The sequence below is a fragment of the Acinetobacter sp. NyZ410 genome, from assembly GCF_022828975.1.
In the GTDB taxonomy this organism is placed as follows: domain Bacteria; phylum Pseudomonadota; class Gammaproteobacteria; order Pseudomonadales; family Moraxellaceae; genus Acinetobacter; species Acinetobacter guillouiae.
In genome coordinates, this window is record NZ_CP094620.1 from 544,238 (window position 1) to 568,044 (window position 23,807).

Annotated in this window: 14 protein-coding genes, 2 tRNA genes and 3 rRNA genes; 10 read left to right on the plus strand and 9 right to left on the minus strand. The window is 40.0% G+C overall.

Features of this window, described 5'->3' with window-relative positions; translation table 11 throughout:
• The first annotated feature begins 11 nt into the window (after positions 1–11).
• The 6 genes from MTO68_RS02625 to rrf all read left to right on the plus strand — a co-directional run bounded on the left by MTO68_RS02625 (position 12) and on the right by rrf (position 6,875).
• On the plus strand, positions 12–1,097 hold the full coding sequence (locus tag MTO68_RS02625) for a DUF6670 family protein (RefSeq protein ID WP_244014905.1): 1,086 nt from the start codon (positions 12–14) through the stop codon (positions 1,095–1,097).
• Between the two features lie 471 nt (positions 1,098–1,568).
• Positions 1,569–3,107 (plus strand): 16S ribosomal RNA (locus tag MTO68_RS02630).
• Between the two features lie 59 nt (positions 3,108–3,166).
• Positions 3,167–3,243, plus strand: a tRNA-Ile gene (locus MTO68_RS02635).
• A gap of 44 nt (positions 3,244–3,287) precedes the next feature.
• Positions 3,288–3,363 (plus strand) — tRNA-Ala (locus tag MTO68_RS02640).
• 337 nt (positions 3,364–3,700) lie between these two features.
• Positions 3,701–6,591 (plus strand): 23S ribosomal RNA (locus tag MTO68_RS02645).
• A gap of 169 nt (positions 6,592–6,760) precedes the next feature.
• A 5S ribosomal RNA gene (gene rrf, locus MTO68_RS02650) occupies positions 6,761–6,875 on the plus strand.
• Together the 16S, 23S and 5S rRNA genes with 2 tRNA genes alongside form the textbook arrangement of a ribosomal RNA operon.
• A 138-nt stretch (positions 6,876–7,013) precedes the next feature.
• Here the strand turns inward: rrf and MTO68_RS02655 are convergent.
• On the minus strand, positions 7,014–8,387 hold the full coding sequence (locus MTO68_RS02655; protein WP_244014907.1) for a dihydrolipoyl dehydrogenase: 1,374 nt from the start codon (positions 8,385–8,387) through the stop codon (positions 7,014–7,016).
• Positions 8,388–8,603: 216 nt separating this feature from the next.
• Here MTO68_RS02655 and MTO68_RS02660 point away from each other — a divergent pair, with 216 nt between their 5' ends.
• Entirely contained in the window at positions 8,604–13,082 is a 4,479-nt protein-coding gene (locus tag MTO68_RS02660) for an Ig-like domain-containing protein (RefSeq protein ID WP_244014909.1), read from the plus strand.
• Between the two features lie 349 nt (positions 13,083–13,431).
• Here MTO68_RS02660 and MTO68_RS02665 read toward each other — a convergent pair whose 3' ends face one another.
• From MTO68_RS02665 to thyA, 4 genes are all read right to left on the minus strand, one after another.
• Positions 13,432–13,872 (minus strand): META domain-containing protein, encoded by a 441-nt coding sequence (locus MTO68_RS02665; RefSeq protein ID WP_234622392.1) that lies wholly within the window; start codon positions 13,870–13,872, stop codon positions 13,432–13,434.
• A gap of 77 nt (positions 13,873–13,949) precedes the next feature.
• Positions 13,950–15,011, minus strand: coding sequence for a DUF4105 domain-containing protein (locus MTO68_RS02670; RefSeq protein ID WP_244014911.1), 1,062 nt, complete (start codon positions 15,009–15,011; stop codon positions 13,950–13,952).
• Positions 15,012–15,042: 31 nt separating this feature from the next.
• Positions 15,043–15,555: a dihydrofolate reductase gene (locus tag MTO68_RS02675; protein ID WP_154130104.1), complete on the minus strand. Its 513-nt coding sequence runs from the start codon at positions 15,553–15,555 to the stop codon at positions 15,043–15,045.
• A 79-nt stretch (positions 15,556–15,634) separates the two neighbouring features.
• Positions 15,635–16,477 (minus strand): thymidylate synthase, encoded by an 843-nt coding sequence (thyA, locus tag MTO68_RS02680; RefSeq protein ID WP_151801587.1) that lies wholly within the window; start codon positions 16,475–16,477, stop codon positions 15,635–15,637.
• Between the two features lie 174 nt (positions 16,478–16,651).
• On the opposite strand from thyA, the gene MTO68_RS02685 reads away from it, so the two are divergent.
• Both MTO68_RS02685 and MTO68_RS02690 read left to right on the plus strand, forming a co-directional pair.
• Positions 16,652–17,449, plus strand: coding sequence for a YwqG family protein (locus tag MTO68_RS02685; RefSeq protein ID WP_244014913.1), 798 nt, complete (start codon positions 16,652–16,654; stop codon positions 17,447–17,449).
• A gap of 407 nt (positions 17,450–17,856) precedes the next feature.
• Positions 17,857–18,384, plus strand: coding sequence for a CHAP domain-containing protein (locus tag MTO68_RS02690; RefSeq protein ID WP_244014915.1), 528 nt, complete (start codon positions 17,857–17,859; stop codon positions 18,382–18,384).
• Positions 18,385–18,492: 108 nt separating this feature from the next.
• On the opposite strand, the gene MTO68_RS02695 is transcribed toward MTO68_RS02690, so the two are convergent.
• The 3 genes from MTO68_RS02695 to lgt all read right to left on the minus strand — a co-directional run bounded on the left by MTO68_RS02695 (position 18,493) and on the right by lgt (position 20,155).
• A complete protein-coding gene (locus MTO68_RS02695) occupies positions 18,493–18,864 on the minus strand; it encodes a hypothetical protein (RefSeq protein WP_004818867.1) in 372 nt (123 codons plus the stop codon).
• Positions 18,864–19,250 (minus strand): hypothetical protein, encoded by a 387-nt coding sequence (locus tag MTO68_RS02700; RefSeq protein WP_004818868.1) that lies wholly within the window; start codon positions 19,248–19,250, stop codon positions 18,864–18,866. Before MTO68_RS02700 ends, MTO68_RS02695 begins: the two co-directional genes overlap by 1 nt.
• An 86-nt stretch (positions 19,251–19,336) precedes the next feature.
• Positions 19,337–20,155: a prolipoprotein diacylglyceryl transferase gene (lgt, locus tag MTO68_RS02705; RefSeq protein ID WP_004818870.1), complete on the minus strand. Its 819-nt coding sequence runs from the start codon at positions 20,153–20,155 to the stop codon at positions 19,337–19,339.
• A gap of 94 nt (positions 20,156–20,249) precedes the next feature.
• On the opposite strand from lgt, the gene MTO68_RS02710 reads away from it, so the two are divergent.
• Positions 20,250–21,032, plus strand: coding sequence for an NRDE family protein (locus MTO68_RS02710; protein ID WP_004818873.1), 783 nt, complete (start codon positions 20,250–20,252; stop codon positions 21,030–21,032).
• A gap of 52 nt (positions 21,033–21,084) precedes the next feature.
• On the opposite strand, the gene MTO68_RS02715 is transcribed toward MTO68_RS02710, so the two are convergent.
• Positions 21,085–23,250, minus strand: a complete 2,166-nt coding sequence (locus MTO68_RS02715; protein ID WP_209826922.1) for a PhoX family phosphatase — start codon at positions 23,248–23,250, stop codon at positions 21,085–21,087.
• Positions 23,251–23,807 lie beyond the last annotated feature (557 nt).

Here is a 23,807-nt window from a genome sequence, read left to right on the forward strand (position 1 = left end):
GGGGGCTTGATATGCGGTTGTTTCAAGATTTCTTAGATCAGTCTAAACAGCTGAATCAAGCTCAAAAGCCTATAGAACTTTGCTGTCATCCCCCACAAGACAGATATAAAATTATTCATCAAAAATTAGTGCTTGCCAATTTACCTGCACCGTTGCATTACCTCAATTTTTTTAGTTTGATTGGACAGCCCAATAGTCCTGTTTTTTGCAATAACAATGAAATCTCAACAACTGCTTTAGATACAGCAACCTTACTGGTTAGCTCCAGCCCCCATATGGTGGGACAATTAAACTCATACTCAATTCAGCATGAATGCCAATTTCACCTTGATGAAAATAGCAATGTGACCTATACGTTTGGTCAAAAAGAAAAAGTGTTTGGAAAAATTCCTGATTTTACTATTCAAAGACAAGATGACGAATTAAGTATGAATTTAAGCATTACAACAATGCCTTTAATTTCTCATTTTATTCATTTGAAATTTGGATTTGCACAGCACTGGTCTTTGGTTGCGCATTGTAAAGGGATAATTCAATACAAAGATCAAAATTACGAAATTGAACAAAATGCTGTTTTTGAATATATGAAAACAGTGAATTTTCCTTATCTGCCTTATGCGCTGTATACATATCAATTGATTCAAGTGAATGATGATCTACAGATTATTTTTATGCATAGTCGTGATCAGATGAATAATATTTTACATTCACGTATCTATATTCGAGATATTCAAAACAATGAAACAAAAATGCTTGATCGACAGGTCTGTTTCAATATTCATCGGGTGTTCCCTAAAGTCACAACAGTAAATCATCAGGAGATGTATTTACCACGCGAGTTTGAATGGCAATATCAAGATGAAAATACCAAAATTGATATTCAAGCACAAAGCCGTGGTGATTATAAATTTGGTTTAGCAGCAGGTTATGTTGGAAGTTTTGTTTATCAACTACATCTCAATGATGAATATTATCAAGGTGAGGGTGGTTACTGTGAATATATAGATTGTCGCCCTTTAAAATGGCAGGAAATAGATAAAGACAATAAATTATCAAATAAATCGAGCAGTCCTGTGCTGATCATGCTTAAAAAATAGACCAAAAAACAGAAATAAGGTCAATTTAGAAGAATAAATAAGCAAGTGATAGATAAAATGAAAAATAATTAAAAAAAGGGGTTGTGTTGGGTAAGGAATGCTGTAGAATGCACATCCATCGGCGGTGATGTTAAATAAAACTTCTGATAAATCAGGCACTTGATTAAGTTGTTAAGATTTCGAATTGAGATTTTAAGATGAGGTTAAGGTTGGGTTTGTTAGAAAAAATAATTAACATTATTGATTGACTTTTTAGAGATAGAGAGTAGTATAGCCGACCTAGCTTGATGCTGACGAAGCATTGAGAAGATCATTAAGAGAATATGAAGAACAACTTGTGTGGATTTTTACTGATTGATTGATCGAAATATTATCATTGATTGATTGGTTTAAATTACTCGAAGTTTATTTGAGAGAATTTGTCAGTACATTGATGAGCCAGAATTGTGACCTTAAGTCACTAATGATTTTTAACTGAAGAGTTTGATCATGGCTCAGATTGAACGCTGGCGGCAGGCTTAACACATGCAAGTCGAGCGGGGGAGATTGCTTCGGTGATTGACCTAGCGGCGGACGGGTGAGTAATACTTAGGAATCTGCCTATTAATGGGGGACAACATCTCGAAAGGGATGCTAATACCGCATACGCCCTACGGGGGAAAGCAGGGGATCACTTGTGACCTTGCGTTAATAGATGAGCCTAAGTCGGATTAGCTAGTTGGTGGGGTAAAGGCCTACCAAGGCGACGATCTGTAGCGGGTCTGAGAGGATGATCCGCCACACTGGGACTGAGACACGGCCCAGACTCCTACGGGAGGCAGCAGTGGGGAATATTGGACAATGGGGGGAACCCTGATCCAGCCATGCCGCGTGTGTGAAGAAGGCCTTATGGTTGTAAAGCACTTTAAGCGAGGAGGAGGCTCCTGTAGTTAATACCTACAGTGAGTGGACGTTACTCGCAGAATAAGCACCGGCTAACTCTGTGCCAGCAGCCGCGGTAATACAGAGGGTGCGAGCGTTAATCGGATTTACTGGGCGTAAAGCGTGCGTAGGCGGCTTTTTAAGTCGGATGTGAAATCCCCGAGCTTAACTTGGGAATTGCATTCGATACTGGGAAGCTAGAGTATGGGAGAGGATGGTAGAATTCCAGGTGTAGCGGTGAAATGCGTAGAGATCTGGAGGAATACCGATGGCGAAGGCAGCCATCTGGCCTAATACTGACGCTGAGGTACGAAAGCATGGGGAGCAAACAGGATTAGATACCCTGGTAGTCCATGCCGTAAACGATGTCTACTAGCCGTTGGGGCCTTTGAGGCTTTAGTGGCGCAGCTAACGCGATAAGTAGACCGCCTGGGGAGTACGGTCGCAAGACTAAAACTCAAATGAATTGACGGGGGCCCGCACAAGCGGTGGAGCATGTGGTTTAATTCGATGCAACGCGAAGAACCTTACCTGGTCTTGACATAGTAAGAACTTTCCAGAGATGGATTGGTGCCTTCGGGAACTTACATACAGGTGCTGCATGGCTGTCGTCAGCTCGTGTCGTGAGATGTTGGGTTAAGTCCCGCAACGAGCGCAACCCTTTTCCTTATTTGCCAGCACTTCGGGTGGGAACTTTAAGGATACTGCCAGTGACAAACTGGAGGAAGGCGGGGACGACGTCAAGTCATCATGGCCCTTACGACCAGGGCTACACACGTGCTACAATGGTCGGTACAAAGGGTTGCTACCTAGCGATAGGATGCTAATCTCAAAAAGCCGATCGTAGTCCGGATTGGAGTCTGCAACTCGACTCCATGAAGTCGGAATCGCTAGTAATCGCGGATCAGAATGCCGCGGTGAATACGTTCCCGGGCCTTGTACACACCGCCCGTCACACCATGGGAGTTTGTTGCACCAGAAGTAGGTAGTCTAACCGTAAGGAGGACGCTTACCACGGTGTGGCCGATGACTGGGGTGAAGTCGTAACAAGGTAGCCGTAGGGGAACCTGCGGCTGGATCACCTCCTTAACGAAAGATTGACGATTGGTAAGAATCCACAACAAGTTGTTCTTCATTGATGTATCTGAGGGTCTGTAGCTCAGTTGGTTAGAGCACACGCTTGATAAGCGTGGGGTCACAAGTTCAAGTCTTGTCAGACCCACCAAGTCTACTGAACACAGAAGAGCAGATATATTAAGATCTTAAGCTGGGGACTTAGCTTAGTTGGTAGAGCGCCTGCTTTGCACGCAGGAGGTCAACGGTTCGACTCCGTTAGTCTCCACCACTAATTAAAGACTAAGTGATTACAGAACTTAGTAAGCCGATAGCTTATTAAGTTCTGTGATTTATCACAGTTAACTACTCGCTGACGAGGCGGTAGTGAATCATTAACAGAATATATTTGAGTTGAAATAATTGTTTAAACTCGTTTTAGTTGATGTTAGCAAGTAATTGTTAATGTTGAATGAAATGAGCACTAGCGATAAAACTGAATCAAGCGTTTTGGTATATGAATTAAATTGAAGCTGTATGGTGATTAAGTTCACAGGCAACAAATAGAAGTGATTAAGTTCACATTGTTGATCCTCCTTGTAGGGATTAACGACTGTTTGGGGTTGTATAGTCAAGTAATTAAGTGCATGTGGTGGATGCCTTGGCAGTCAGAGGCGATGAAAGACGTAATAGCCTGCGATAAGCTTCGGGGAGGCGGCAAATATCCTGTGATCCGGAGATTTCTGAATGGGGAAACCCACTTACCATAAGGTAGGTATCGCATGATGAATACATAGTCATGCGAGGCGAACGAGGGGAAGTGAAACATCTCAGTACCCTTAGGAAAAGAAATCAATTGAGATTCCCTCAGTAGCGGCGAGCGAACGGGGATCAGCCCATTAAGTTATATGTGTTTTAGCGGAAAGCTCTGGGAAGTGCTACCGTAGAGGGTGATAGTCCCGTACACGAAAGGGCACATATAATGATGACGAGTAGGGCGAGGCACGTGAAACCTTGTCTGAATATGGGGGGACCATCCTCCAAGGCTAAATACTCCTGACTGACCGATAGTGAACCAGTACCGTGAGGGAAAGGCGAAAAGAACCCCTGTGAGGGGAGTGAAATAGATCCTGAAACCGCATGCATACAAGCAGTGGGAGCCAACTTGTTTGGTGACTGCGTACCTTTTGTATAATGGGTCAGCGACTTATATTCAGTAGCAAGGTTAACCGCATAGGGGAGCCGTAGAGAAATCGAGTCTTAATAGGGCGTTTAGTTGCTGGGTATAGACCCGAAACCGGGTGATCTATCCATGAGCAGGTTGAAGGTTGGGTAACACTAACTGGAGGACCGAACCCACTGTCGTTGAAAAGCCAGGGGATGACTTGTGGATAGGGGTGAAAGGCTAATCAAACTCGGTGATAGCTGGTTCTCCCCGAAAGCTATTTAGGTAGCGCCTCGGACGAATACCATAGGGGGTAGAGCACTGTTTCGGCTAGGGGGTCATCCCGACTTACCAAACCGATGCAAACTCCGAATACCTATGAGTACTATCCGGGAGACAGACTGCGGGTGCTAACGTCCGTAGTCAAGAGGAAAACAATCCAGACCGCCAGCTAAGGCCCCCAAATTATAGTTAAGTGGGAAACGATGTGGGAAGGCATAGACAGCTAGGAGGTTGGCTTAGAAGCAGCCACCCTTTAAAGAAAGCGTAATAGCTCACTAGTCGAGTCGGCCTGCGCGGAAGATGTAACGGGGCTAAAACTATATGCCGAAGCTGCGGATGTATACTATGTATACGTGGTAGGGGAGCGTTCTGTAAGCCGATGAAGGTGTATTGAGAAGTATGCTGGAGGTATCAGAAGTGCGAATGCTGACGTGAGTAACGACAAAACGGGTGAAAAACCCGTTCGCTGAAAGACCAAGGGTTCCAGTCCAACGTTAATCGGGGCTGGGTGAGTCGACCCCTAAGGCGAGGCCGAGAGGCGTAGTCGATGGGAAATTGGTTAATATTCCAATACTTCTGTGTAATGCGATGAGAGGACGGAGAAAGTTAAGTCAGCCTGGCGTTGGTTGTCCAGGTGAAAGGCAGTAGGCATGCATCTTAGGCAAATCCGGGGTGCTCTATGCTGAGAGCTGATAGCAAGCTAGTTTACTAGCGAAGTGGCTGATACTATGCTTCCAGGAAAAGTCTCTAAGCTTCAGTTACACAGGAATCGTACCCTAAACCGACACAGGTGGTCAGGTCGAGTAGACCAAAGCGCTTGAGAGAACTCTGCTGAAGGAACTAGGCAAAATGGTACCGTAACTTCGGGAGAAGGTACGCTGCTGACGGTGATAGGACTTGCTCCTTGAGCTATTGGCAGCCACAGAAACCAGGCCCCTGCAACTGTTTATTAAAAACATAGCACTCTGCAAACACGAAAGTGGACGTATAGGGTGTGATGCCTGCCCGGTGCTGGAAGGTTAATTGATGGGGTTAGCGTAAGCGAAGCTCTTGATCGAAGCCCCAGTAAACGGCGGCCGTAACTATAACGGTCCTAAGGTAGCGAAATTCCTTGTCGGGTAAGTTCCGACCTGCACGAATGGCATAATGATGGGGGCGCTGTCTCCAGCAGAGGCTCAGTGAAATCGAAATCGCCGTGAAGATGCGGTGTACCCGCGGCTAGACGGAAAGACCCCGTGAACCTTTACTGCAGCTTGACATTGAACTTTGATCTTACTTGTGTAGGATAGGTGGGAGGCTTTGAAGTAGTGACGCCAGTTGCTATGGAGCCATCCTTGAAATACCACCCTGGTAATATTGAGGTTCTAACTCTGTCCCGTTATCCGGGACGAGGACCATGTCTGGTGGGTAGTTTGACTGGGGCGGTCTCCTCCTAAAGAGTAACGGAGGAGTACGAAGGTGCGCTCAGCGTGGTCGGAAATCACGCGTAGAGTATAAAGGCAAAAGCGCGCTTAACTGCGAGACCCACAAGTCGAGCAGGTACGAAAGTAGGTCTTAGTGATCCGGTGGTTCTGTATGGAAGGGCCATCGCTCAACGGATAAAAGGTACTCTGGGGATAACAGGCTGATACCGCCCAAGAGTTCATATCGACGGCGGTGTTTGGCACCTCGATGTCGGCTCATCTCATCCTGGGGCTGAAGCAGGTCCCAAGGGTATGGCTGTTCGCCATTTAAAGAGGTACGCGAGCTGGGTTTAGAACGTCGTGAGACAGTTCGGTCCCTATCTACCGTGGGCGTTGGAAATTTGAGAGGATCTGCTCCTAGTACGAGAGGACCAGAGTGGACGAACCTCTGGTGTACCGGTTGTGACGCCAGTCGCATCGCCGGGTAGCTATGTTCGGAAGGGATAACCGCTGAAAGCATCTAAGCGGGAAGCCTACCTCAAGATAAGATTTCCCTAGGACTTTATGTCCTCTAAAGAGCCGTTGAAGACTACGACGTTGATAGGTTGGATGTGGAAGTGCGGTGACGTATGAAGCTGACCAATACTAATTGCTCGTGAGGCTTGACTATACAACACCCAAGCAGTTGTATACGAAGCATCATTTGATTCATAAAAGATCAAACATACTTGATTTAGTTGTAAAGCTAGTTACAATACTCAACTCAAATGTTCTGTTAATAACTCATTTGGTACGAAGTAAGGCATTTAAATAAGACCCGAACAAGTCCATAACAGTTTGCTGGCGACAATAGCAAGAGTGAACCACCTGATCCCTTCCCGAACTCAGAAGTGAAACCTCTTAGCGCTGATGGTAGTGTGGGGTTACCCATGTGAGAGTAAGTCATCGCCAGCTTTTAAATCTAAAACACCCCGGTCTCTAACGAGAGCGGGGTGTTTTTTTATGCGTGGTGTTTATCGGGAAGAAAAAAGTCTAAAATAGAATATTAAAAGCTCTAGCCTTAGCAGGAGCTTCATTCAATAGGTAAAAACGTTATTTAAGCTGTCTTCGGGCATGTTTTAATGCAGTTCTTAGGCCTTCTTCCAAGGTTGGATGATAAAAAGGTTTTGCTAATATCTCATCAATTGTCAGCTGTTCTGCAATGATCCAAGAAAGTAGGTGAGTCATATGTTCAGCAGATTCAACAAAAAGTTCAGCCCCTAAGAGTTTTCTACTTTGCTGATCTACATAAACTTCAACAGCACCTCTATTTTTACCTAAAACCAATGCACGACCTTGCTTTTCATAAGAAGCAAAACCTGTAACAAATGTTGTGTCTGATTTTGACAACGTGGCAAAGTTTTGCCCAGCAATCCCCATTTCTGGACTACAGAACACGATACCTAAAGGGGATAGGTTATTTAAGTTGTGTATATTGGGAAAATTTAAACAACTTGAAACGACATTTCTTCCTTCATTTGCAGCCTCATGCTGTAAAGGCGTTTGGGTAAAAGCATCGCCAATAATAAATATTGGAAAATCAGCCAGTTGTTTAGTGGTGGGATGAACTGGTAATTGTTTTAAATCTGAGAATGCCTGATCAATGTTTTCGAGGGACAAGGTTAATAAGTGTGTAACACGACCAGTCGCATTTAAAATATAGTCAACCTGTATGGCTTTAGATTCATTATTTTCGATAAATGATATTTCAACACCATTTTTAATATCTTGGATTGAATCAGGTAAAACTTCAAATTTAATATTAAGTTCTTTGGATAACTCTGCTTGTGCGATTTCTTGTAAATTAGGGCTACTAAGCACCCCCACTTTTTTGCTTCTTGCAAAAACAGTCGTATTTACACCTAGGCGATGCATTGCTTGAGCTAATTCAATTGCAATCACACCGCTCCCGATCACGGCAATAGACTTAGGCAGTGTCTCAAGCTCAAATACTTCATCTGAAGTAATTAGTTTATTGCCTATTTTATTTTTCCAATCTTGGTTATAGGTCGGTGTTGAACCTACAGCAAGAATAAATGATTTAGATTGATAATGTTTTCCATCGACCTCAACCGTATTTGCATTTACAAATTTAGCTTCGCCATCAATTTTATGTGCAGTTTCCCAACTTTCTACATCTTTAAGCGTCGCACGAGCAAAGCGGTCACGTAAATTTCTGACATGTTGCATAACTTGACGTGTATCGATCTCTGCTTTTACCTCTAAAGCGACTTCTTTGGCATTTTGAATGTCATACATCCGATTTGCAGTTGAAATGAGAACTTTGCTTGGCATACAGCCAACACGGACACAGGTTGTATCCCATGGACCTTTATTGATAATCAGTATGTTAGATGTATATTTGATTGCTTCTTTATATGCACTAATACCCGCAGTTCCTGCGCCAATGATAATGATGTCGTACATAACTTCTCCTCATTTAATTATATTACAAGAAATATCAATTAAAGATTTAATAGCAATTTATAAAAAATATTCATATAAAGAGTGTCGTCAAATTATATTTTTTCAATATATCACAAGTATTAGATTGAAAAGTTTTGTAGATTTGAGTACATTTCGTGTAAAAGCCATAAAAGTATTTTTAGGGCAAAACTTATACTAAATACAATGGATGAAATTATGATTTACTTAACAAAATTTAAAGAATTAGGGGTTAAAGCAACAGTTCTGGCGTCCTCATTAGCTTTAGTGGCGTGTGGCGGCGGTGGAGGTGGTGGATATTATGGGGATGATAAGAATAATGGTGGAACAGGTACAGGAAATGGTGGTAATGGTTCAACCACGGATACTAAAAAAGTTGTAGAAAGTTTGGGGCTTTCGCTACAAGATGCTGAAGCTAAACCAATTGATGTTGCTTATGACAATTCTAAAGTCTTAATTTCAGTTCAAGCCTTGAACAGTGATAAAGGTGGTGTTGCTGCTAAACTGGTAAATTTATCGATTGCAGATAGTGAAAAATTAGGTGTAACAAGTAAGAGTTCTCAGGTAACGACTGGTGATGATGGTGTTGCGGTATTTGAATTAAATATTCCTACACTGAATGCAAATTCTGGAAAAGTACAGCTGACTGCAACTGTAGATGGAACAACAATTAAACAGGTTTATACCCTTAATATTAAAAAAACAAGCACGATTCAAAGTGAATATAATCTTAAAATCCAACAAGGAGTTGTGCTTAATCTACCAAAAGGTTCAGCTTCTATTACTGCCCAAGTCACAGATAAAAATGGTGGTGTAAAAGCGAATCAATCTGTATCTTTAGCTTTACCTGCTGAAATGCAAGGTAAATTTTCGATTACAAATGGTTCTACCTTAAAAACAGATGAGCTAGGCAAAGCAACTTTTAATATTACTGCGAATAGTGATTTAACGGCAGCTGACATTGCTCAACTTGTATTAACCTCGTCAAGTTTAGATTTTAAATTAGTAGATGAGTTTAAAGCTGAGAGCCAAGCAAAAGCATCAATTACTTTTAAAGATGTTTCTCAAATTGTTCAAAAATTAGAAATTGTTACTCAAGATAGCCCTATCGTTGCACAAGGTGGAACGACGCAAGTTACTGTTGTTGCAAAAAATAGTGATGGTAATCTTTTAACCAATAAAAAAGTAAAATTATCTTTTACAGATAGTAGTGCTGTATATGGTGTCACGATTGATCAGGCAGAAGTGACAACTGATGCGAAAGGCTATGCAGTATTTACCCTTAAATCTGCATCATCGTATCCGATTGCCTTATCTCAACAAGGAATTAACTTAAAAGCGACTTATAGTGACTCCGCAGATATTTTTGCAACAGCAACAGTTAAAGTGACAACTGCTGATACTGGAGCATCAAACCAGCAGGCACTTCAACGTCTTGAAATTGCGTCTTCGTATCAGATTAATGCAAAAAATGATTCGATTACCATTACTGTTAAAGGAATTAATAATAAAGGTGAAGCCGCGACTCAAGGTAAGGTCAAACTGAGCCTAAATGCTGAAGCGAATTCTAATGGTGTGTCGTTTATTGCTGGAGATGGAACTGCAAATGCAGAGCAAACATTTGATGTTAATGGTTATGTCCGATTCACTTTAAAAACAAATGCGATGACTTCAGAAGCAATTGAAGCTTTAGTAAAATCTGGAATTACAGCAACATTTACAGCGAATAATAATGTAACGAACAGTATTAAAATAGCAGTAAAAGATGGAGCAAAGTCTGAGGAGGCATTAAGTTATCTTACAATAGATCCAATTAATCTAGCTTATGATTACACGAAGGATCAAACTATTGCTGTTAAAGTTAAAGCTGTAGGAATAAAAGGTAGTCCATTAAAAGGAGAGACTATTAATTTAGGCTTTATTAACGCTTATTCAGTTCCAGAGCTACAAAACTTAGGATTGACCTTAACCAGCCCAGCAGATGCACTTACAGATGCAGCAGGCTATGCTACATTTACCTATCAATATAAAGCAGATATAGCTAATCCAGCCCAACAAGAATTGGTTAAAAATGGAATAGGCATAATTGCTAAACCAACCAATGGGGTTGGCGCGGCAAGTACAGTCAATCTCAATTTCAAAGCACCAACAGCTCAAGGTGAAATTGATTTAGATCACTTGAATATTGATATGTTGGGTAGCCTTATTTTAACTGTAAATAACGAACAAACATTTGATGTAACCGTTAATGCGTTGGGTACAGATGGTAAGGTTCTAGCGAATCAAAAAGTGTCTATCGGGCTAAATGATGCGGCGACAAGTAATGGAGCGAGCCTCGCGACAGCGGCAACACTTACAACGAATGCTCAAGGTCAAGTAACGTTTAAGATTAAGGTGAAAGCCAATAATACAAGTGAATTGGCGAACTTGGTTGCAAATGGTCTTACTGTGGCTGTGAAAGGGGTACGTACCGATGGTTCTGCTTATACAGTTACTCGTAAAGTTGAGATTTCTCAACCTGTGGTTGATATTCCCGATTTGGCAGCGTTAAGTCTGAGCTATGATGTTCAAACCGTTTCTGTATTGGGTGGAGAGGTCCGTGTTAAAGTGATTGCCAAAGATGAGGATGGAACAATTATTCCAAATACATCTGTCGCGATTGCATTATCAAGTTTAGCGGGTTCTCGAGTTTCATTGTCAGACTCCAATGTGACAACAAATAGTAAGGGTGAAGCTGAATTTACCATTCGAGTTGCTGAAGGTGCTTATGATGCGAGCTTAATCAAGAATGGCATCACGTTTGCTGTTGTGGGTACAAATCGTAATAATGGTGATCGTATTCAGCAGACGGGTTCGATTCAGGTTGCTATCCCTCAAGATTCTGTAAACTTGCGTTTAACTGCTGATAAAAAAGAATTAGAGTTTGGCAAAAGTTATCAAGTTCAAGTTGCAGTTAAAGATGAATTGGGTGCTAATACAGGCTATCCTGTAAATTTAGCTTTAAATAAAGAAGCTTATGATGCAGGAATTCGTTTAAGTAATGATTCGCTAGTCACAGCAGCAAATGGTCAAACACAGATTACGATTACGATTCCAAAAGATATTCCAAGTGCTGCTAAACAAGCATTAATTGATTTAGGTTCTAAAGCAATTCAAATCAAAGGTACGATTAAAAATCCGAAGGGTGTTGATGTTGTATCTACCTTAGAATTTAGTGTTTTTGAGGCAGTGAATCCAAATCATTTAACTATAGATTCTTCTAAGGCAAGTTTAAGTGTTGCTGGTGATAAAACAATTGTTAAAGTGCAATTGCTTGATAACAATGGTCTTCCTGTTAGAGATGAAGATGTAACCTTAGCGGCGAATAATTCTGCGACATTGATTATTGGAACACCAGGAGATGGACACCCAACAAATACAAGTAAACCACAGACTGTAAAAACTGACTCAAATGGTAATGCTTTCTTCTCTGTGGAAGTGGATGGTAATACTGCTGATGGAGACTTGTTATTGGCAAGTGGTATTGAACTCACAGCAAGTAATACCAATACAAATGGTGCCTTAACAACACAGATTTATCGTTTAACGGCATTTAAACCTTCACCAACAGCACCTCAACCTGCGCGTTATAATTTACGAATCGAGTCGAATAAAGCAACACTAAATGTGCGTAATGATCTAGCAAATGTTACGGTGACTTTAGTCGATCAAAATGGTGGCGGTGTTGCGAATAAATATGTCAACTTGAATATCAAAGATTTTGTTCGAAATGGTGTAATTATTGTTGGTGCATCTGGTTTAACAACCGACCAAAATGGACAAGCAGTATTTAAAGTTAAGGTTGATGAAAGTGCACGTAATGCGACATATACTGCAGCAGCATTTGATGCTGATGATTTAAATTTAACAGCGATATTCAGTGAAGCTGGGTATTTAGACGCAACTCAAATTTCACGTATTGATGTTGTGCAGTCAGTTGTGCAGAATCCAGTTGCATCAATTGTCATCGGTGTTAATCCTACAGAAACGGGATCTTCAAATGACGGTGTGTACTACACGAAAAATTTATCAGTAAGTGTTGTCGATTTTGATGGTAAGCCGTTAGCGAATCAAAAAGTGGAAATGGATATTAATCCAACTAATTATGTTAAAGGTCGTTACATTTGGGCGTTAGCACCTGTGCCTGGCTCTGATCCAGTATTAAAATGGGTTGGACCTGGTAGTGGTTATTATAACTTGAACAATCCAAATATTTATTTAAGTAATGGTATTCCAATGAACAATAATGGAACGCCAGCAGATACGACTGATGACTTTCCTGCATTAACAACAATCAATTCAGCACATAGTTGTGCTGTAACCGCGCCATATAGTGCAATTACCAATAATGAAGTAAACAGCATTCCAGTTAAAGTACCAACATTCTTAGGACAAGGGGCTACGGCAACGTATACAACGGATGCTGAAGGGAAATTTGATTTTGTGATTCGTTATCCGAAGATTTATGCTCAATGGCTTAATGTACAAATTGGCGCATCATCACAAGTTGCGACATTACCATTTAGAACGACATATAATTTAGGGCTGGCTTCAGTTGCATCTGATTACAGTACTGATGGGACATACGGACCAAATTTAAACAGTCCTTATGGTATCAATACGACTACATGCCCATAATTTTTATTAATAAAAAGCAGCGCTTCGGCGCTGTTTTTTTATTTAACAGATGTTCCCATACTTACCCCAACCGTAGGTCTTACATTCATTGAACTACATGCAGATAGAAGTAGACATGAGATCAAGATAAGGCCAATAACTTTCATAGAAATATCCAAATTTTAAGTTGTTGTTATTCTAATCCCATTGATAAGACGGTGTGTGTAGTAAAATTATTGTCTTTCATTGATTGAGTTAAAAATTTTTATTCAATTTCACTGTTGGTATTGGATTTTATAATTGGAGGTGTTTAAAAGCCTAAAATTTTAAGCTTTTAAACAGGAGTATACAAATAAGTGATTCGGTGATGTTATGGCGTTGTAAATTGCAAAACACGATTACCATATTGATCAACTAACTTTAACGTTTTGTCATAGACTTGATAACCTTTCACCTTATTGAGTGCTTCAGTATAGTCAGCTGCGAGTTTCATAGTGTCCTGACAATACATGCGAGTAGAGCCGAGTTGTCCTAAGGTTAAGTGTTGTCCTTTGATCGCATAGGCACCCATAATACGATTACAACCATCTGCACCACTTACCCGTAGATCTGAACCAAATTGAATACTTGGTACGTTGTGAGCATTTGGCGTTGCTTTATATTCTGTTGCACCAATGTGCGTAAGTGTCCAATTTTTGTTTTGCAACAAACTTAGATTTTGGCTTTGTTGATCGGCACTTGGTGTAGATGCACATCCAGAAAATAAGAGCGTTGCTGTGATGAATGTGGTTGCGAGTATGGATTTAAACATGCGTATTCTCCTAATTTTAATGATTATATAAACAAAATTGAGTTAAACCATAAAGACGAGCTGACTAAAGCTATACATTATTGAGCATGTTCATCAGGTAAACCAAAACGAATCACTTTAGAAAAGTTATCACTATTTTGATATTTAAACTGAGCATATTCAGCTGTTCTTGGATTGATATGTGCTTTTTTATACCATTCTTTGATTGACCATTGATGATTTAATGCACCCAAATCATAAAGATAATTGGGTAAATAACCTGAAGCCAATAAACGATAATCTGTTGGTAATTTTTCAGGGGAAATCGCCTGAACCATATCAAAAACCAAAGTTGTACAGTTGCTGGTTAGGGTGTTGTACCACTTTGGATGTTCTGCCAAAGCGGAAGATTTCAAAAGATACTCTTCAAATAATGCTTTGGTTTCTGCTTTTGGTAGTTGAATCGGGAAAAAATAAACCTGCTCACCTCGAATATTACTTCGTGTATAAACAATATCTCTTTCATCTGCAGCGATTAGACTTAGCTCAAACTGTCTAAAAAACCCACCAATTGCAGAAAAGTTTTCATTTTTTTCTTTCCGAATTTCAATAGAAAAAACGAGTGGGCGCTGATTTAAAAAATCAAAGCTAACCAAGGTATGGGCAATCTGTGGTCCCATCCAATAAGAGGTGATGATATTGACGCCTGTAATCTCATCTAAGTTGTAGCTTCTGGTTTCCCAACGTTCCTCATATTGATCAGGGGAGTGCCAATTAAAGTTACGGACATTATGAATTGTGACAAGATTACCTTGCTGCTCGTAAGTAAAAATTCTGGAAACTTCTGGACTCCATTGACGATCTTGTTGCGCAGGAATGTTAAAGTACCAGATTAAGCTGACAATAAAGGCGATGATATAGATCAGACTGTCAGTTTTTCGGCTAAATATATTTTTAGTAAAATAGATCCCAAGAATACTCAGTGCAAAAATAATCCAAATAGGGATGATGATATAACTGAAAATCTTTCCTAAGGGGTGTTGAATCCAAATCGCGAAACAAAACCACAGGCTGCTCAATATGACAAATAGGCTAAACAAGGAATGGACTATCCCCATTCCAAGTGTATGCAGTATTGATCTTGTTTTTAAGCTATCCATAAGCCACTATTTTTGTTCATAAAGTTCAGTGCTATTTTCGGTATGTTGCAAACTCAAAAGCAATAGCTGTTTTGTCATCAACATGTGACTCGCTCGCAACTTTTTTAAATTCCGCTGGAATTTCTGGATAATATGCATCACCTTGTACATCGAGCTCAATGTGGGTGAGCTCTAAACGATCGGCAATGTGCATGGTTTGTTTAAAAATTTCACCACCACCAATGATAAAGATACTGGCAGGTTTTTCTGATGCCAATACATCAGGAATCGCTTGCTCCAAAGCAGCATCTATACTATGGGCCGTTTTAACCCCAGCAAAGCTCCAATCCTGATCACGGGTAATTACCCAATTGACACGTTTAGGTAATGCACGTCCCATCGATTCAAGCGTTTTACGTCCCATCACCACAACACCACCTTGGGTGATTTCTTTGAAGTGCTTAAGGTCTGCTGAAATATGCCATGGAAGATCGTTCGCTTTACCAATGCAGCGTTGTTGATCCATTGCAACGACATGCACAATTTCAAAGTTTTTAAATGTCATAATGAATTCGCTTATTATCCATTGGAAAATTTTCCCTCCTATTACAAGGAGGGAATAAGGAAAGACTGGATTAAAGTATTTAAACAGCTACAGGTGCTTTAATTGCAGGATGTGACTCATAACCTGTAATTTCAATATCTTCAAATTTAAAGTCAAAAATATCCTTAATTTCAGGATTTAACTTGAGTTGACACAATGGTAAGGGTTCACGTGTTAACTGAAGTTTTGCTTGTTCAAAATGGTTAACATATAAATGTGTATCACCGCCAGTCCAGACAAAATCACCTACGCCTAAACCACAAACTTGAGCAACCATATGAGTCAGTAGAGCATAGCTGGCAATATTAAATGGCACCCCTAAGAAAACATCTGCACTACGTTGATAAAGTTGGCAAGACAACTTTCCATCCTGAACAAAAAATTGGAATAAAGTGTGGCATGGCGGTAAGGCAACTTTACCTGCTTCATTTGGGTTCCAGCCAGACACAATCAAACGACGTGAGTTTGGATTGGTCTTGATTTCATTGACCAACCAACTGATTTGGTCAAAACCATCATTTTCAAACAAACCATTGTCTTTTTGCGTTGCGCCAAAGTTACGCCATTGATGACCATAGACTGGGCCCAATTCACCCTCAGGGCGTCCAAAACGGGCAGTCTGCTCAGCGGTAGACCATTCATCCCAAATCGAAACCTTATTGTCTTTTAAATATTGAACATTGGTGTCGCCTTTTAGGAACCACAGCAATTCAATCACAATGGAGCGGAAATGAACTTTTTTAGTGGTTAGTAGCGGAAACCCTTTTGACAAGTCAAAACGCATTTGATGACCAAATACAGAACGAGTACCTGTACCAGTACGATCACCTTTGTCACCGCCATCGTCTAGGATATGTTGTAGAAGGTCTAAATACGCTTTCATATAGTGTCCAATTTGGGGCGTCCATACGACATAAATGACAGATTATGTCGCATGATTACCCATTCGTAATGTTTCTGAATAGCTTCAGAGTTTATACTAATCTGAGTTTCTTTTTAAGCTAGATTATTTTCTGTTTTGCATCCATCTAACAGCTAAAACTAAGAGTATTTGAAAATGAGTATAAATTTGAATGAGCTCCCAGCATGTTTACAGCCATATAAAAAGCAAATTATTGCGACAAAAAAAAACAATATAGAAATATCATTAGTGCCGACTGAAGATTTACAGATTTGGCAAAGCAAAGTGGGTGGAAATCCTTATTTACCTGTAGGAAAGCAATATCCGCAGAGTGCGGAGGGGGATGACCTACAATTATTGGCGCAGATCAATTTTGCAGAAGTGCCAGAAAATCAACATTATCCAAAATCTGGAATTTTACAGTTTTTTATCAATCCGCATGATGATTTATATGGTCTCAATTTTGATGATCAAAAAAAGCAAGATGGCTTTCGCGTGGTTTTTTATGACAAGATTGAGCAAGATCTTGCACTTTTACAAAGCGATTTTCCAAGTTTTGCTGAGGACGATATTTATAGTCCTATCGCAGGGCAGTCTGCGATTCAGTTTGAGAAGGCTGAAAGCTATATTGATATGAATAATTTTGATTTTGCTCAAAAAGTCACAGACCCTTATGAAAGAGAAGATGAGGAAGAGTTTTGTGATGAGTACAGTGAAGTTTTTTCCGCAAGCGGTCATCGTTTAGGGGGATATCCATTTTTTACTCAATCTGATCCGCGTGAATACAATGAATCTATTCAAGATTATATTTTGCTGTTGCAGATTGATACAGGTGAAGCTGAAGGTATTGAGATCATGTGGGGCGACTCAGGTGTAGGGAACTTCTTTATTCATCCGGATGATCTTGAAAAAAGAGATTTCTCTAAAGTGGTGTATAACTGGGATTGTTATTAAGCACCGACGGCATAATTTCTAAAAAGCTGATGTTGATAACGTCAGCTTTTTATTGAAAAAATCTTTCTTTGGCATACGATTTTGCTGAATTCATAAAACAAAAGTGTGACTCAATTGACAGTTTAATATGTTGATTAGATTAAGAAAATATTTTAATGATACGGCCGAGCAAACTTTTATTGATTAATTTTTAAACAAACAAACCCAGGTGATGAATTGTGTAATGTCAGCAGTTTCAGTAGCTTGAGGCGTTACAAATGAGATTTATTAACACTTACATATTTTTTTACATGTTTTAAGTCTACATTTTAAGAATTGCTGATTACTATTCATGGCTTGTGAAAAGTTGTTATTGGTTTAAACAAGGTGGTTTGAATCAATTCAAAAGGGCAGTTTGAGGACAATGCATGATTTACGACCACAATGTTAATATGAATGAATACGTGAATCCCACGGTTCATATTCAGATTCGATCGGAAAATCAAAATAATAATTTTCGACCAGATGAATACTTAAAAAATAAAGCATTTGAAACTTTTAAAAATCAAACTGAAGCATTTAAGAAAGAAAGCTTAATCGATATTAGCAAATTTACTGAAAAACTTGTCAGTATGTCACGTAGTACTACTGCACATCGTTGTACAAGATATGTGCGTATAGCGCTTGAATCAGCCGGTGCGCGTTTTTCTGATCATCCTGTTGCCGCTTCAGATTGGGGTTCGACTTTAACTGAGATTGGTTATAAGCAAATCCGTCCTGATTTTGATAATCCTCAAGAAGGTGATATTTATATCATCAACAGTACCAGTCGCCATCGTTATGGTCATATTGCTGGATTTACAGGTTCTCAATGGGTTTCTGATTTTAGACAACGTAGTTACGATGTGTATAAAGACCCAAATGTAACCTATGAATATTATCGTCTAGCTGCTTAGTTTCACAGTTAAAAGCATTTAATCTATTACGGATTAAAAGATAAAAAAGGAAGCTTTTGGAATGAAAGGCTTCCTTTTTTATTACTATGCTTTTTTACTACACCACCTTTAGTCAAAACGTTTTGCGCGATTTTGATAAATTGACATGATAAATAGACCCAATGCAGCAAAGCCAATGGCTTGAATCGAGGTCAATATCTTATGTTGTGCGGGTAAAAACGCCATTAAAAGCATAAGTGCAAGCAATGGGTAGATTGAAAATAAAATTTTAAAACCTTGAGCATAGACATTCTGTTGAGCAATTTTTAGCCCCAGCATTCTTAATAAATGCGTAGAGACTCCAATTGCTAAACATATCACGGTAAACGTTGGACTTAACTTCTCAATCGTGGCGCAATAATAAATTATCACACAGGTTAAGATTGAGATGATCACTTTCATTTCACGGCTACAGCGCGCTGAATACCAAAAATCTAACATTATTTAGACGCTTGTTCAGATGAGTTTTTATTGAGTAGGGAGAGTGGTGAAAAAATACAAACCGCTAGGGCCATAAAACCAATACCTTGAGCGCCTGGGATTAAAATTTCACCATTGTTCATATTTTTAAAAACCAATGCCAAAACTAAAGCCAGTGGAATCCAGGTCAATAAACGATAAAGAAATCCTGTTGGACGTTGGGCTGCAAAATGAACCTTACAGTAACGACAAATCAGAAAAATAATACCTGTACCTGCAAAAAGTAAAATATTATCAGGGGTTAGAGGCTGGTACCAATATAGTCCAATAGTGACCAGTGCCAATAAAATAAGGAAAATGAGCTTCTTTGCAACCGAGACTCTAGGATCAAACCAAAATTCAAGCATAGTGATTTCGTTTAAATTGAATAATGATAATTTAGCATAAAAAAGGTGAAGCTTAGCTTCACCTTTTTAAACTTAGCCCATAAGGCTTAAGTATTTTTTTGTGGACCCCAGTCAAAAATTTTCTTTTGGTAAGCGTACCAAATTAACCACAATCCAATCAGAATCATTGGGAATGAGAGGATTTGACCTTTGGTCATCCAGCCAAACAGGATATAACCTTGATCTACATCAGGTTCACGGAAGAATTCCATAAAGAATCGAGCACAGCCATAACCCATTAGAAAAATTGCAGATACGGCATAACGTGGGCGTGGTTTAGCACTATAGAACCATAGAATAAGGAACAGCAGCAGTCCTTCACACAGCGCTTGATAGAGCTGAGATGGATGACGAACCAAATGTAGTGGATCAGTCGGGAAGATCATACCTAGCGCAAAGTTAGGGTCAGAAACTTGGCGGCCATATAATTCACCACCAATGAAGTTACCAATTCGACCAAACATCAAGCCCGTCGGTACACAGGGTGCAATGAAGTCCAGTGTTTCAAACCAAGTTTTCTTATATTTATGACACCACAAAAGCATGGCGATCATTACGCCAAGGAAGCCCCCGTGGAAACTCATACCACCAGTCCAGACTTTAAATAGCCAGATAGGATCTGCTAAAAATTTGCCAAACTCGTAAAATAAGACATAACCAACACGACCACCGAGCACAACCCCCAGTGCGCCATAGAACACCAGATCTGAAACCATTTCAGAGTTCCAGTCAGCACGTTGTTTGGCGCGATAAGTGGCAAGGCCCCAAGCACATAAAAATGCCAAGAGATACATTAGCCCATACCAATGGACGTTGAGTGGACCCAGTGATATTGCAACTGGGTCAATATTCGGGTAGGTAAGCATTCCCAATCCTTGATTTTCTATTTTGCACAGATTTTAGCTGAAACATATTAAAAATGTTGTACATTCAATGTGTAAACTTCATGGAATGTATTTTATGTGTATTGTGGCATTGGCTTGGCAAGTTTTGGATGATTTACCTGTTTGTTTAATTTCAAATCGTGATGAATTCTACCACCGTCCAAGCACTCAATTACAGTCATGGTCGAACAGTCCGATTATTGCAGGGCAAGATTTGCAATCAGGCGGAACATGGATGGGGGTCACACCACAGGGACGTTGGGCAGTGATTACCAATTATCGTGATGGTGCTGATAAACAAACTTATCCGACGACACGCGGCTATTTGATTCAAGCTTTTTTAGCGTCAGATCAAACACCGATTCGTTTTGCACAAGCACTGGAAAAGCAGCAAAGAGATTATGCGGGTTTTAACTTATTTGTGGGTGATCGACAGCAAGCTGTTTATATGAGTAATCGTGGTGAAGCCCCACAAGTATTATCCCAAGGTGTATTTGTCGTTTCAAACGGCTTGATGTCAGACGATTGGGAAAAAACTAAGCATTTACGTAAACGCTTTACCCAAGAATTTTTACCCATGCTGCAAGTTCCTGCTATCCCTGAACAAGATCTACAATTCGCTGTTTGGGATATTTTAGAAGATGAACGAAAAATTATTCCTGATTTACTGCCCAATACTGGAATTAATCCTGAGATGGAAGCGTTGTTGTCTTCAACATTTATTCAAAGTCCAATTTATGGGACACGCTGTTCCAACTTTTTAAGAATAAGCAGTACGCAGATTGATTGGATCGAAAAAACACAACAAGGTGAACATATGGGCGAGTTAGTCGAGATTAAGCGCGCTATTGAAAAATAAAAAGCCATAGCAACTTTCGTCACTATGACTTTAAAAAAATAAATTTAGTTGATTAGCCAGCAATTACACCGCCATCTTTACGAGTAATGACGACCGTTGCAGAGCGTGGGCGAGCGGTCTTATTGCTTGGATCTTTTTGTGAGGCAGGCCAGTTACTTGATGGCTTATCAAAGCTAGGTGAGTCTTCACCTGGATGCTGAACATTGATAAAAATGGCTTTGTAGTCGGGTGTCATGGTGACACCTGTGATTTCACATTGTTTTGGACCTGTTAGGAAGCGACGCAGGTTTTCATCAGTGACTTGTTTACCCACGATCGTTTCTTGCCCAGCAGATGTTATTGCTTTTGCACCATCACCGACTTTACCAGGCAGTGCAGCAAGCATCATACAGTTGGTGGTATCTGTATAAGCACCATCATCGGTTTGAATCCAAAGGACACCACGTGGGTCAAACCACATACCATCTGGTGACGATAAATCATTGTTATCATTTAACCCAGATAAGTTGATGTTGCTGGCCATTTTTGCTTCAGCACCAAAGAGGTAGATATCCCAAGTAAAGCTTTCAGCAGTGGTTTTATTATCTTTTTCATGGAAGCGGATAATGTGACCATTTACATTGCCTTTACCGCCTTCAGGGTCGTTATAGTTTCGTGGATTTGCAGCATCTAATGCATGTGCTGTACCACGGTTCGAGTTATTGGTTAAGGTGACATAGACTTCACCATTCTCAGGGTTCACCGCAACCCATTCTGGACGATCCATTTTGGTGGCTTTGACCGAATCACCGGCTAAGCGTGCAAAAGTAGTGACATCGGCTTGAGATTTAAAAGGATAGACAGTATTGCTATCATTTAAACCATTTTTACCGTATGCCAATTCAATCCATTTACCTGTACCATCATTATTGAATTGCGCAACATATAACTTGCCACTGTTCATATATTTATCGCCAGCGCGATAGCCACCATTGACATCTTTTGCATCCCACTTCGCATCAGATACAAATTTGTAGATATATTCGCCACGTGAGTCATCGCCCATATAGAAGGCCAGATTTTCCCCTTCGATTAAACGGCTTGAGCGACAGTCTTCATGTGCAAAGCGACCTAAAGATGTCCGTTTAACTGGGTTTGAACGACTATCGAATGGATCGATTTCAACAATCCAACCAAAGGTATTTGCGCCGTTGCGATAATCTTTGTCTGCTGAGTCAGCGGTAATAGAAGCGTTCCAACGGTCATATAAGTCTTGGCTCTCGATTGCCCCAATCGCAGTTTCCCAGCCATAACGTGAGCTGGCACCATCTTTTAAACCATAGCGATTCAGTGCGATGATTTCAGCCGCACTACGTTTTGCATCGTCACCTTTATTACGCACAAAGTATCCAATAAAGTTTTCTTCTGTGGTGAGGTAAGTCCCCCAAGGTGTATAACCATTACCACAGTTATTATGTGTGCCACGTGTTTGCTTTGCTGAGCTTGAGTATTTGGTTTTCACCAAGTCTGAACCCGCAACTGTACCAGCAAAGTCCATGACTGTTGACGCTGTAATACGGCGATTAAATGGAGAGCTTTTAACAATCTCTACTTTTTGTGTGGTTGCATCTTTTTTTAATTCAATGACGGAAACACCGTGTGCATTAACTTCACGAATCACTTCATCTTCTGGGCGACGGCCATTTACTTTTGTTGCACCTTTAGGATGTAAGAAGGTTTGATTAATGTATTCATGGTTCATGACCAATAAGCCACGGTTTGAGGCTTTCGCATCATATTTAGAGCTATTGGAATTTAAGCCAAAATAGCTCATACCATCATGACAATCGCCTGAACGCGCTGTAAAGCTGACCCCTGAAGGAACATTGTTATCATCCCAGTCAGGGATAGTCTGTGTTAATGGATCCCCTAAAGCATAAAGCACATTTGCTTCATAACCAGCAGGAACAGTGACGATGTCATTGAGGTTTTTTGCAACAGGGTTAAAGGTGAATTTTTCTGGTTTTTTAACGGTCGTTGTTGGGGTTGAGTTATTGTCATCGTCGTCATTACAACCGACTAGGCTCGATGCTAAAGCGAGAGCAGCTGCGCCGCTTGCTGTTTTTGTAATTAAACTACGACGAGAAATCCGTTGTTCTAAAATGTCACGGAAATGCGTGTTATTCGAAGTATTGTTATCTAACTCTTGATTTTCATGATATGGCGTGAGGTCTGTCATACGATTCCCTTTGGCTTTAAGTCTTGATTAAATGTGATTTTGATTCAGCTTAAAAACATACAGAACAAATGTGTAAGATCTCTTACTCTTATATTTAATATTGGTTAAATTTAATCTTATTTTAAGAAAGTAATAGGATTGTCATATTTGTATTTAGACAATTACTGTGCTGTTCACTTTCTATAAAAAATAGGTTGTGACTGATTAAGCCTGATATGTATTTGGTGAATTGAATAAACAGGATTAACTTTTAGTTGTTTTTAAAATAGGGATGTTTCATAAAGAGATTTTAAGAATAGACTTCTTTTATAAACGCTTATTTAAAGCATAGATCAACATAAAATTCCCCTCATCCTAAGCTTCTCCCGAGGGGAGAAGGAACTTCCAATCGAAATATAATTCACTCAACATGATCATTTTTCGACTTGTGCAATAGATCTAATGTATTTGAATAAAAGTGCAGAAGATTAAGCCATAGATTTATTTTTATAATTGTTACTAAAAAAAGAATTTAACATTCTTAAAATAAAAAATGACCTCAAAAGAAGTCATTTAAA